Source organism: Pseudomonas putida (assembly GCF_028682475.1).
GTDB lineage: Bacteria > Pseudomonadota > Gammaproteobacteria > Pseudomonadales > Pseudomonadaceae > Aquipseudomonas > Aquipseudomonas putida_AG.
Genome location: NZ_JANHLE010000022.1, coordinates 86,591 through 97,824, shown reverse-complemented (window position 1 = coordinate 97,824; position 11,234 = coordinate 86,591). Strand labels below are relative to the sequence as shown.

Here is an 11,234-nt window from a genome sequence, read left to right as displayed (position 1 = left end):
AGCAGAGGCTAATCCATCCTGTGGGAGCGGGCTTGCCCCGCGATGCTGTCAGTCGCCCGTGGCAACCTGACGCTGCGGATCGGTAATCCACTCGCTCCACGACCCCGCATACAGCTTGCCCAGCGGATACCCCGCCAACGCCAGGGCAAACAGGTTATGGCACGCCGTCACTCCAGAGCCGCAATACGCCACGAGTTGCTCTGGCGAACGCTTGCCCAGCTTCTCGGCAAAGCGCTTCTTGAGTTGAGCCGCCGGCAGAAACCGCCCGTCAGCCCCCAGGTTGTCGGTGAATGCAGCACATTGCGCCCCCGGTATATGCCCGGCCACCGGATCAATGGGCTCTACCTCACCGCGAAAACGTGGCAGGCCGCGGGCATCGATCAGGGTCAGGTCAGGCTGACCGAGTCGTTCACCCAGTTGTTCGGCGTCAAGCACCATCGCCGCATCAGGCTCGCCGCTGAAGTTGCCCTCGCGCTTGGCCGCAGCATCCAGGCTCAACGGCAAACCGGCCGCATGCCAGGCCTTCAGGCCACCATCGAGGATCGATACCCCACTGCGCTTGCCGAGCCAGGCCAGCAGCCACCAGGCGCGGGCAGCAAATGCACCAGGACCATCGTCATAAAGCACGATCTCGCTGTCGTTGTTGATTCCCCAGGCGCGCAGACGCTCGATCAGGTGCTGCGGATCCGGCAACGGATGACGCCCGGTCACACCCTTGATCACCGGGCCGCTCAGGTCGCGTTCAAGGTCGGCGAAATGCGCTCCGGCAATATGCCCCTCGGCATAGCTGCGCTGGCCATAATCGATGTCTTCCAGGGCAAAGCGGCAATCGAGTATCACCAGCGCCGGCGCCTCCAGGCGGTCGGCCAATTGCTGGGCGGTGATCAGTTGCGCGAGGGGCATGACAGTCTCCTGAACGATTGAACGGATACGGCCTGGGCGCTTATTGCTCCAGTGCCTGGTTAAGCGAAACGTAGAATTCCTGACACAGGGCATCCACCGCCGGGCGGGCCTGGGCGGTGACAAAGCCAAGTTCAAGGACCAGCACCTGATAGATGCCGCGCTTGAAGGCATCCTCGCTCAAATGCGCCGAATTTTCCCGGGTGGTACACAGAAAGCGTACCCAGGAAGTCAGCACGATCCAGGCGTTGAGGGTCAGCGACTCGATCTGCACGGCATCCATCTGCACGATCCCGGCTTCGACGAAGCCGCGGTAAATCGCCTGGCCTTGGATCAGGCAACGCTGGGAAAATCGCCGGTAGCGCGCCGCCAGCTCCTTGTCACTGTCGAGCAGGTGCTCAAGGTCGCGATGCAAAAAGCGATAGTCCCACATAGCCGCCAACAGCTCCTTGAGATAGAAGCGCTTGTCTTCGACCGTCGAGGGCCGCCCTTGCGGCGGGCGCAGAAAGCTTTCGACCTGCTCTTCATACTGGGTGAAGAGCACCGCGATGATTTCCTGTTTGTTGGCGAAGTGGTAGTACAGGTTGCCCGGGGAAATCTCCATATGGGCGGCGATGTGGTTGGTGCTGACACTGCGCTCGCCCTGCTGGTTGAACAGCTCCAGGCTGTTCTGCACGATGCGTTCGCGGGTCTTGATACGCGGGGCCATGATCAGCTCCAGAGACCGGGCTTTGATTGAATAGGTCCATCTTACGGTTTATCCGAAGGTGGATGTACCTGCCTGGGGTTAAAAAAGGATCGCAAAACACTCAGAATAGAGTATAAGCTCTAGAAAAACACTGCCGTGGAGTTTCGCATGACTGCCGATGCTGCTCGTCTTTTGCCTGCGACTGCCGTTGATGACCTGAACGACCAGTTCAACGCCCAGCGCCAGTCGTTTGCCGGAAACCCCATGCCGCCGTTGGCCCAACGCCGGCAATGGCTGAAGAGCCTGCGCCAGTTGCTGCTCGCCCATCAGGACGAACTGATCGCAGCCATCAGCGAAGACTTCAGCGGCCGCAGTGCCGACGAAACCCGCCTGGCCGAGCTGATGCCGAGCATCCAGGGCCTGCACCATGCCGAACGCCATCTCAAACAGTGGATGAAGGCCTCACCGCGCAAGGTCGGCCTGGCCTTCCAGCCGGCCAGCGCCAAGGTGCTGTATCAGCCGCTGGGCGTGGTCGGGATCATCGTGCCGTGGAACTACCCGCTGTTCCTCGCCATCGGCCCGTTGACCGGTGCCCTGGCCGCTGGTAACCGGGTGATGCTCAAACTCAGCGAAGCCACACCGGCGACCGGCCTGCTGCTCAAGCAACTGCTGCAATCGGTATTCCCCGAAGACCTGGTCAGCGTCGCGCTGGGCGAAGCCGATGTCGGCGAAGCCTTCTCGCGCCTGCCCTTCGATCATCTGTTGTTCACCGGTGCCACCAGTGTCGGCCGTCATGTGATGCTGGCGGCGGCACAGAACCTGACCCCGGTGACCCTGGAGCTGGGCGGTAAATCGCCGGCCATCGTTTCGGCCAGCGTGCCTTTGGCCGACGCCGCCGAACGCATTGCCTTCGGCAAGACCCTGAATGCCGGACAGACCTGTGTGGCGCCGGACTACGTACTGGTGCCACGCGAACGCCTGGACGACTTCGCCACCGCCTACCGCAACGTGGTTCATCGCTTTTACCCACGCGTGGCAGACAACCCGGACTACAGCGCGATCATCAACCCGCGTCACCTGGCGCGCCTGGAAAGCTACCTGAGCGATGCCCGCGACAAGGGCGCGAAGATCGTTGACCTGTACCCGCAGGAAGCACGCCAAGGTCGGCGCTTGCCACCTCACCTGCTGCTGCAGGTGAATGACCAGATGCGTGTGATGCAGGACGAAATCTTCGGCCCGCTGCTGCCGCTGGTGCCCTACGACAGCCTTGATCAGGCACTTTCGTACATTAATCAGCGTCCGCGTCCCCTGGCGCTCTACTACTTTGGCTACAACCGGGCCGAGCAGCAGAGAGTCCTGGAACAGACCCACTCCGGCGGCGTCTGCCTCAACGATACCTTGCTGCACGTGGCTCAGGACGACCTGCCGTTCGGTGGCGTCGGCCCTTCCGGCATGGGCCACTACCACGGCCACGAGGGCTTCTTGACCTTCAGCAAGGCCAAGGCGGTGTTCGCCAAGCAGCGCTTCAACGCCGCACGGTTGATCTACCCGCCCTATGGCAAGGCCTTGAGCAAGCTGGTGTACAAACTCTTCATCCGCTAACACCCCCGACCAGGCATAACAACAATGACTACAAGTCTGCCTGCAACACCCGCCCTGAGCCGCCGCGGGCTGCTAAAGTTCAGCCTCGGCGCCAGTGCCTTCCTGGCCACCGCCGGGTTGGGCGCCAGCCTCACCGGATGCTCGGCGCAAACGCCGGCCAGCGGTTTCATCAGCCTGCGCCAGAGCGACCTGCCGATTCTGCGCAGCCTGATCCCGGTCATTCTTGCCGGTACAACCGCCGCCGAACACCTTGAAGCCGTACTGCAACGGCTGGACAACAAGCTCGCCAGCTTGTCCCCGGCCATGCTCAAGTTGACCCTGCAACTGTTCGATGTACTCGCCCTGCCGGTGACCCGAGGGCCGCTGACCGGTATCTGGGGCAGCTGGGAAAACGCCAGCGTTGAACACATCCAGGCCTTTTTGCAGCGCTGGGAGAACAGTTCGCTGAATCTGCTGCGCATGGGCCACGCCTCCCTGCTGCAGCTGTTGCAGATGGCCTGGTACGAGATGCCGCAGTCCTGGGCCCATTGCGGCTACCCAGGCCCACCCAAGATCTGAATCATCCGATAACGACAAGAGGCTGAAGATGCCCGTACCCGACCTGTTTCGCGAAGGCCTTGGCCGCGGCTGGAAAGCCCGTGACGCCTCGCGCCTGGACCAGGACCTGAGCCTGGAAACCGATATCGTCATCATCGGCAGCGGTGCCGGTGGCGCCACCAGTGCCGAACTGCTCAGCGCCGCTGGTTTCAAGGTGCTGCTGATCGAAGAGGGCCCGCTCAAGACCAGCAGCGACTTTCACCTGCTCGAAGACCAGGCCTACGCCAACCTCTATCAGGAAGGCATCGGCCGCATGAGCAAGGATGGCGCCATCACCATCCTGCAGGGCCGCGCAGTGGGCGGCACCACCCTGATCAACTGGACCTCGAGCTTTCGCACCCCCGAGCCGACCTTGCAGCACTGGGCCAGCGAACACGGGGTCAAAGGCCTGAGCAGCGCCGAACTGGCACCCTGGTTCGAACGCATGGAGCAGCGCCTGGGCATCGCCCCCTGGGTGATGCCGCCGAATGCCAACAACGAGGTGCTCAAGCGCGGCTGCACAGCCCTCGATTACAGCTGGAAAGTCATTCCACGCAACGTGCGCGGCTGCTGGAACCTGGGTTACTGCGGCATGGGCTGCCCGGTCAATGCCAAGCAATCGATGCTGGTCACCAGCATTCCCGCCACCCTGGAAAAAGGCGGCGAGCTGCTTTATCTGGCCCGCGCCGAACGCTTGATCCATGACGGCGAGCACATCAGCAGCCTGCAATGCCTGGCGCTGGATGAGCGCTGTGTGAACCCGACCGGGCGCAAGATCCAGGTCAAGGCGCGCCACTACATCCTCGCCGGTGGCGGGATCAACAGCCCGGGCCTGCTGCTACGCTCGGATGCCCCGGACCCGCATGAACGCCTGGGCAAGCGCACCTTTCTGCACCTGGTCAACTTCAGCGCCGGGCTGTTCAAGGACAAGGTCAACCCGTTCTACGGCGCGCCGCAGTCGATCTACTCCGACCACTTCCAGTGGCGCGACGGCGTCAGCGGGCCGATCGGTTACAAACTCGAAGTCCCGCCGCTGCACCCGGCGCTAGCCAGCACCCTGCTGGGCAGCTTCGGCACTGAAAATGCCATGCGCATGGAGCAACTGCCCAACACCCACGTGATGCTCGCGCTGCTGCGTGACGGCTTTCACCCGGACAGCATCGGCGGTGAAGTCCAGCTGCGCGGCGATGGCGCGCCGGTACTCGATTATCAGGTTTCGCCCTACGCCTGGGACGGCGTACGCCGTGCCTTCCACAGCATGGCGGAGATCCAGTTCGCCGCCGGTGCCGAGGCGGTATTGCCGCTGCACAGCGATAGCCGCCACGTGAAAACCCTGGGCGAGGCCCGGCAATTGATCGACGGCCTGAGCCTTGAGCTGTTCCGCACACGCCTGGGCAGCGCCCACGTCATGGGCGGTTGCGCCATGGGCGAAGACCCGCGCCAGGCGGTCTGCGACAGTCTGGGACGCCATCATCAGCTGGCCAACCTGTCGATCCACGACGGTTCACTGTTCCCCACCAGCATCGGCGCCAACCCGCAATTGTCGGTGTACGGCCTCACGGCGCGGCTCACCGATGGCCTGATCGAGCGCCTGGGTGCCGGGAGATGACAACAAATGGACAGCCTGTCTATAGTGCCTTCAGCGTGCGCAGGCGACTTGGCCGACTGCCACTGCTGCGATACCATCCGATTCCCCAACGCACTCCTGCCAGGACGACGCGATGAACCGAGTGTTGTACCCAGGTACTTTCGACCCTATTACCAAGGGCCATGGCGATCTGGTCGAGCGTGCCTCACGGCTGTTCGACCAGGTGATCATTGCGGTCGCCGCCAGCCCCAAGAAAAACCCGCTGTTCCCGCTGGAACAACGGGTGGAACTGGCTCGTGAGGTCACCAAGCACCTGCCCAATGTCGAAGTCATCGGCTTCTCATCCTTGCTCGCGCACTTTGCCAAGGAACAGCAGGCCAATGTGTTCCTGCGCGGCCTGCGGGCCGTCTCGGACTTCGAGTACGAGTTCCAGCTGGCGAACATGAACCGCCAGCTGGCACCGGACGTCGAAAGCCTGTTCCTGACCCCTTCCGAGCGTTATTCGTTCATTTCCTCGACCCTGGTCCGGGAAATTGCGGCACTGGGTGGCGACATCAGCAAATTCGTCCATCCGATCGTCGCCGAGGCCCTGACCGAACGCTTCAAGAAGTGACATCGGTGATTTGACCACGGCGCCCGCGTGCACTGCGGGCGCTAATGCGGCACAATTGTGTCCATTGGTTTTCAAATGCCCGGGTTCTGAGCCCGGGCCGGAGTCCCCATGTCCCTGATCATCACCGACGATTGCATCAATTGCGACGTCTGCGAACCCGAGTGCCCGAACGCCGCTATTTCCCAGGGCGAAGAGATCTACGTGATCGACCCGAACCTGTGCACCCAGTGCGTCGGCCACTATGACGAGCCACAGTGCCAGCAAGTCTGCCCGGTTGACTGCATCCCGCTGGATGAAGCCCATCCGGAAACTGAAGAGCAGTTGATGGAAAAATACCGCCGAATCACCGGCAAGGCCTGATGCCGTTCGTCGCCCGTCTCGCGCCTCTGCTTCTTGGCACCGTCCTGGCGCTGGCAACGGCCAGCGCCCTGGCACAAGGCCCGGGACGTGCGGCGATTGCCAGCCCGCATGCCGAAGCCACGGCTGCTGCGCGGGAAATCCTTGAGCAAGGCGGTAATGCCTTCGATGCGGCCATTGCCGTCAGCGCCGCACTGGCGGTCGTCGAGCCTTATGGTTCAGGACTCGGTGGCGGTGGATTCTTCCTCCTGCGCGAAGGCGACACGCCTGCACGTTATGCGTTTATCGACGCCCGCGAGCGCGCGCCGGGCAAAGCCAGCGAAGCCATGTACCTGAAGGACGGCAAGGTTCAGCCTGGCCTGTCCATCAACGGCCCGCTGGCAGCTGCGATTCCCGGCTTGCCGGCAGCGCTGGCGGACCTCGCCGCGCAGTACGGCAAACTGCCGCTGAAAAACACCCTGGCCCCAGCTATTCGCCTGGCCAACCAGGGTTTTGCCGTCGACCGCATTTACCGCGACCGGGCCCAGATGCGCTTGAGCGCCCTGCGCGACGACCCGGAAAGCGCCCGGCTGTTCCTCCAGAACGGTGAAGTACCGGCCCTCGGCACACAGATCCGCCAGCCCGAACTGGCCATTACCCTCGAGCGCCTGGCCAACCAGGGCCGCGAGGGTTTCTACGCAGGCCCGACCGCCCAGGCCATGGTGCAGGGCGTGCAGGCCGCAGGCGGAATCTGGAGCCTGGATGACCTGGCCAACTACCGCACGGCCAAACGCGAACCGTTGCGCTACCAGCTGGCTGACCAGCGCGAACTGATCAGCGCCCCACCGCCTTCAGCCGGCGGCGTGGCCCTGGCCCAGAGCCTGGCGATGCTGCAGCGCCTGCCCTGGCAGAGCGCCGAGCCGGTGCAACGCAGCCATTACGTACTGGAAGTGCTGCGTCGCGCCTACCGCGACCGCGGCCTGCTCGGCGATCCGGATTACGTCGCCAACCCGCTGCCGCAACTGCTGGCACGCAATTACCTGACCCGCCTTGCCGACAGCATCGACGTGCATCAGGCCACGCCCAGCAGCAGTCTGCCGCCCGCCCCGGCCTGGCGTGAAGGCGACCACACCACCCACTTCGCGGTGATCGACGCCGACGGCAACGCCGTGGCCGCGACGCTGTCGGTCAACCTGCCCTTCGGCGCAGCGTTCAGCGCACCTGGCACCGGCGTGGTGTTGAACAACGAAATGGACGACTTTGCCGCCGACCCACGTGGCAGCAACAGTTACGGCCTGGCCGGCAGCCAGGCCAATGCCGTGGCGGCCGGCAAACGGCCGCTGTCGAGCATGAGCCCGAGTTTCATCGAGAGCCCGACACAGTTCGCCGCCTTCGGCACACCGGGCGGCAGCCGGATTCCGAGCATGGTGTTGCTGTCGATGCTGGGCTTTCTCGAAGGCAAGCCGGTCGCCAACTGGCCCGCGGTACCGCGTTATCACCACCAGTACCTGCCGGATGTGGTCGAGCACGAACCGGGGGCGTTCAGCGCCGAACAGCAGCGTGAACTACAGGCACGCGGCTACACGCTCAAGGATTTGGGCCGCACTTACGGCAATCAGCAAGTGTTGTACTGGGATAAGTCCAGGCAGACCCTGGAAGCCGCCAGCGACCCGCGTGGCGTGGGTGCCGCCGACGTGCTCAGCCCGCGCTGAGCACCTTCACTTCTGGCAGCGCGGGCAGAACACGCTGGCGCGCTGGCCGAGCTTGACCTCGCGCAGGATGCTGCCGCAGACCTTGCAGGGCTCTTCCCGGCGGCCGTAGACGAACAGCTCCTGCTGGAAATAGCCCGGCTGGCCATCACCGCCGACAAAGTCGCGCAAGGTGGTACCACCGCGCTCGATCGCGCAGGCGAGGATGCGTTTGATCTCGATCGCCAGCTTCAGGTAGCGCGCCCGTGAAATGCTCCCGGCTTCGCGGCGCGGATCGATGCCTGCGGCAAACAGCGCCTCGGTCGCATAGATGTTGCCGACCCCGACCACCACCGCGTTGTCCATGATGAACGGCTTGACCGCCATGGACTTGCCCCGCGACAGCTTGAACAGGCGCTCGCCGTCGAACAGGTCGGTCATCGGCTCCGGGCCCAGCTTGATCAACAGCTCATGGTTAAGCGGATCGAGGCTCCAGAGCATCGCGCCAAAACGGCGCGGGTCGGTATAGCGCAAGGCCAGGCCCGACTCCAGCTCGATATCCACATGCTCATGCTTGGCGGCCGGCAAGCCGATCTCGACCAGACGCAGGTTGCCGGACATCCCCAGATGACTGATCAGCGTGCCGACTTCGGCATTGAGCAGCAGGTACTTGGCGCGACGCTCGACCTTGACGAAACGCTGCCCGGACAGACGAATATCCAGGTCCTCGGGAATCGGCCAGCGCAGGCGCCGGTCGCGCACGATCACCCGGTTGACGCGCTGGCCTTCCAGGTAAGGCGCGATACCGCGCCGGGTGGTCTCGACTTCTGGTAGTTCCGGCATGGATCAGTGACTGCCCAATTCGCGAATGGTCTGCTTGAGGTTCTCAAAGTCGTACTCGGAAAGCCCCACATAGTCGAGCACCAGGTGCCCAACGGCATTCCACTCGTGGTCGACGCTCTGATTGCCCAGCACCCGGTACGACGAGCAGATGTGCTCGGCCATCTTGAGGATCGCCAGCAGGTTCTTCAGCTGGCAGTTACGCGCCGAATCATCGCTGAACACCGCCAGGGCATTGTGGTGGTTGGCGATGGCATTGCTCAGGTGCTCGGGCAGGCGCCAGGACTTGGCGGTGTAGTAACCAACCACCGCGTGGTTGGTGTTGAACACCTGGTTTTCGGTGTCGACCACCCGTTTGTCGGCGCCCGCATTGGCGTAGGCGTCTTCGAGCACGCCCATGTAGTCGGGAAAGCGTTTGAGCATCAGCGGCACGCCACAGTCGTGGAACAGGCCAAGGGCATAAGCCTCGTCAACCGCCTGCGAGCCGATGCGCTTGGCCAGGGTCAGGCAGGTCATGGCCACATCCTGGGCGGTATCCCAGAAACGGTTGAGGGTGACGATGGTGTCGTCGCTCATCTCGCCCTTGATCGACTGGGCGTTGATCAGGTTGATGATCGAACGACTGCCGAGCAGGTTCACCGCGCGCTGGATCGAAGCAATCTTGTTGGTCAGGCCGTAATACGGCGAGTTGACCAGCTTGAGCAAGGCGCCCGACAGGCCCGGGTCCTGGGCGATCAGTTTGGCGATCACCTCAAGGTCGGGGTCAGGCATGTATTGCTCGAACTGAAGATCGACCATGATCTGCGGCTGCGGCGGCACGCTGATGCCTTGCAAGGCGTGCTGGATCTGTTCGGCGGAGAGTTCCTGGGACATAAGTACACACTCGGGGCTGAGCGGCGATTCTAACCCGATCGTACTGGCCAAGGGTGAAGCGAAAGGCCCCTGCTCTGTTGCAATTTGTCGCTATTCCCATCAGCGCCACAGGCATCAGGTTATACTCCCGCTCTTTTTTCCCGGAGCGACGTCATGTCCCTGCCCAGCCTTCGTCTCAAAGCCAATGCCGACCGCCGCCTGCGCGCCGGCCACCTGTGGGTTTACAGCAACGAAATCGACGTCGCCGCGACCCCGCTGCATGGCTTCAAGGCCGGTGACCAGGCGATTCTGGAAACCGCCGGCGGCAAGGCGCTGGGCGTCGTGGCCATGAGCCCGAACAACCTGATCTGCGCCCGCCTGCTGTCGCGTGACGCAAAGCTGGCGCTGGACAAGTCGCTGCTGGTGCACCGCATCAACGTGGCCCTGTCGCTGCGTGAACGCCTGTTCGACAAGCCGTTCTACCGCCTGGTGTACGGCGATTCCGACCTGTTGCCGGGCCTGGTCGTCGATCGCTTTGGCGATATTCTGGTCGTTCAGCTGGCCTCGGCCACCATGGAACTGCACAAGGACGACGTCATCGCCGCCCTGGTCCAGGTGCTCAAGCCAAGCGGCATCCTGTTCAAGAACGACTCGGCCGCCCGCGATGCCGAAGGCCTGAACCGTTACGTCGAAACCGTGTTCGGCCTGGTGCCGGAGTGGGTTGCCCTGGAAGAGAACGGGGTGAAATTCGAAGCGCCGGTGATGGAAGGCCAGAAGACCGGCTGGTTCTACGACCACCGCATGAACCGCGCGCGTCTGGCCCCGTACGTTCAGGGCAAGCGCGTCCTCGATCTGTTCAGCTACATCGGTGGCTGGGGTGTGCAGGCCGGTGCTTTCGGCGCCAGCGAAGTGTTCTGCGTCGACGCCTCGGGCTTTGCCCTCGATGGCGTGGAGCGCAACGCCGCGCTCAACGGCATTGCCGAGAAGCTCACCTGCATTGAAGGCGACGTGTTTGAAGCGCTGAAGGAGCTGAAAGCGTCCGAAGAGCGTTTCGACGTGATCGTTGCCGACCCGCCCGCCTTCATCAAGCGCAAGAAAGACCTGAAAAACGGTGAGGGCGCTTATCGTCGCCTGAACGAACAGGCCATGCGCCTGCTGACCAAGGACGGCATTCTGGTCAGCGCTTCGTGCTCTATGCACCTGCCCGAGGATGATCTGCAGAACATCCTGCTGACCAGCGCCCGCCACCTGGACCGCAACATCCAGCTGCTCGAACGCGGCGGCCAGGGCCCGGATCACCCGGTCCACCCGGCGATCCCGGAAACCCGTTACATCAAGAGCATTACTTGCCGACTGCTGCCTAACAGTTAAGGTACATCGCGGGGCAAGCCCGCTCCCACTGTGTGAGCAACTGGCTGTCACCTGCTTATTTGTGGGAGCCGGCCTTGCCGGCGATGGGGCGCGTAGCGGCCCTGGCCCGGCTACGCCGGGCATCGCCAGCAAGGCTGGCTCCCACAGGTTGATCCAGCCGGTGGGAGCGGGCTTGCCCCG

11 protein-coding genes are annotated in these 11,234 nt (G+C 63.3%); 7 read left to right on the top strand and 4 right to left on the bottom strand.

The window, feature by feature from the left end; all coding sequences use genetic code 11:
- Positions 1-48 precede the first annotated feature (48 nt).
- Positions 49-903, bottom strand: a complete 855-nt coding sequence (locus NPS47_RS18350) for a sulfurtransferase (RefSeq protein ID WP_274296220.1) — start codon at positions 901-903, stop codon at positions 49-51.
- Positions 904-943: 40 nt separating this feature from the next.
- On the bottom strand, positions 944-1,609 hold the full coding sequence (locus NPS47_RS18345) for a TetR/AcrR family transcriptional regulator (protein WP_274296219.1): 666 nt from the start codon (positions 1,607-1,609) through the stop codon (positions 944-946).
- Between the two features lie 147 nt (positions 1,610-1,756).
- On the opposite strand from NPS47_RS18345, the gene NPS47_RS18340 reads away from it, so the two are divergent.
- From NPS47_RS18340 to ggt, 6 genes are all read left to right on the top strand, one after another.
- Entirely contained in the window at positions 1,757-3,190 is a 1,434-nt protein-coding gene (locus NPS47_RS18340; protein ID WP_274296218.1) for a coniferyl aldehyde dehydrogenase, read from the top strand.
- Positions 3,191-3,214: 24 nt separating this feature from the next.
- Positions 3,215-3,748 carry a twin-arginine translocation pathway signal protein gene (locus NPS47_RS18335; protein WP_274296217.1) on the top strand — a complete coding sequence of 178 codons (534 nt, stop codon included), beginning with the start codon at positions 3,215-3,217 and terminating at the stop codon, positions 3,746-3,748.
- Positions 3,749-3,776: 28 nt separating this feature from the next.
- The gene (locus NPS47_RS18330; protein WP_274296216.1) at positions 3,777-5,375 is read left to right on the top strand and encodes a GMC family oxidoreductase; all 1,599 of its coding nucleotides are present in this window, start codon (positions 3,777-3,779) and stop codon (positions 5,373-5,375) included.
- Between the two features lie 112 nt (positions 5,376-5,487).
- Complete coding sequence (coaD, locus tag NPS47_RS18325) at positions 5,488-5,967, top strand: pantetheine-phosphate adenylyltransferase (RefSeq protein ID WP_274296215.1); 480 nt, start codon at positions 5,488-5,490, stop codon at positions 5,965-5,967.
- A gap of 108 nt (positions 5,968-6,075) precedes the next feature.
- On the top strand, positions 6,076-6,327 hold the full coding sequence (locus NPS47_RS18320; protein WP_010222176.1) for a YfhL family 4Fe-4S dicluster ferredoxin: 252 nt from the start codon (positions 6,076-6,078) through the stop codon (positions 6,325-6,327).
- On the top strand, positions 6,327-8,015 hold the full coding sequence (gene ggt, locus NPS47_RS18315; protein WP_274296214.1) for a gamma-glutamyltransferase: 1,689 nt from the start codon (positions 6,327-6,329) through the stop codon (positions 8,013-8,015). Before NPS47_RS18320 ends, ggt begins: the two co-directional genes overlap by 1 nt.
- Before the next feature lie 6 nt (positions 8,016-8,021).
- On the opposite strand, the gene mutM is transcribed toward ggt, so the two are convergent.
- Together mutM and NPS47_RS18305 are read right to left on the bottom strand one after the other, a co-directional pair.
- Positions 8,022-8,834, bottom strand: a complete 813-nt coding sequence (gene mutM / locus NPS47_RS18310) for a bifunctional DNA-formamidopyrimidine glycosylase/DNA-(apurinic or apyrimidinic site) lyase (protein ID WP_274296213.1) — start codon at positions 8,832-8,834, stop codon at positions 8,022-8,024.
- A gap of 3 nt (positions 8,835-8,837) precedes the next feature.
- On the bottom strand, positions 8,838-9,650 hold the full coding sequence (locus tag NPS47_RS18305) for an HDOD domain-containing protein (protein WP_274296223.1): 813 nt from the start codon (positions 9,648-9,650) through the stop codon (positions 8,838-8,840).
- Between the two features lie 207 nt (positions 9,651-9,857).
- On the opposite strand from NPS47_RS18305, the gene NPS47_RS18300 reads away from it, so the two are divergent.
- Positions 9,858-11,054, top strand: coding sequence for a class I SAM-dependent rRNA methyltransferase (locus NPS47_RS18300; RefSeq protein ID WP_274296212.1), 1,197 nt, complete (start codon positions 9,858-9,860; stop codon positions 11,052-11,054).
- Positions 11,055-11,234: the final 180 nt, after the last annotated feature.

Excerpts from the sequence above, each read along its gene's own strand:
- NPS47_RS18300 (WP_274296212.1), top strand. The coding sequence starts at position 9,858 with ATGTCCCTGCCCAGCCTTCGTCTCAAAGCCAATGCCGACCGCCGCCTG.
- coaD (WP_274296215.1), top strand. The coding sequence starts at position 5,488 with ATGAACCGAGTGTTGTACCCAGGTACTTTCGACCCTATTACCAAGGGC.
- NPS47_RS18335 (WP_274296217.1), top strand. The coding sequence starts at position 3,215 with ATGACTACAAGTCTGCCTGCAACACCCGCCCTGAGCCGCCGCGGGCTG.
- NPS47_RS18340 (WP_274296218.1), top strand. The coding sequence starts at position 1,757 with ATGACTGCCGATGCTGCTCGTCTTTTGCCTGCGACTGCCGTTGATGAC.
- NPS47_RS18350 (WP_274296220.1), bottom strand. The coding sequence starts at position 903 with ATGCCCCTCGCGCAACTGATCACCGCCCAGCAATTGGCCGACCGCCTG.
- NPS47_RS18320 (WP_010222176.1), top strand. The coding sequence starts at position 6,076 with ATGTCCCTGATCATCACCGACGATTGCATCAATTGCGACGTCTGCGAA.
- mutM (WP_274296213.1), bottom strand. The coding sequence starts at position 8,834 with ATGCCGGAACTACCAGAAGTCGAGACCACCCGGCGCGGTATCGCGCCT.
- NPS47_RS18330 (WP_274296216.1), top strand. The coding sequence starts at position 3,777 with ATGCCCGTACCCGACCTGTTTCGCGAAGGCCTTGGCCGCGGCTGGAAA.
- NPS47_RS18345 (WP_274296219.1), bottom strand. The coding sequence starts at position 1,609 with ATGGCCCCGCGTATCAAGACCCGCGAACGCATCGTGCAGAACAGCCTG.
- ggt (WP_274296214.1), top strand. The coding sequence starts at position 6,327 with ATGCCGTTCGTCGCCCGTCTCGCGCCTCTGCTTCTTGGCACCGTCCTG.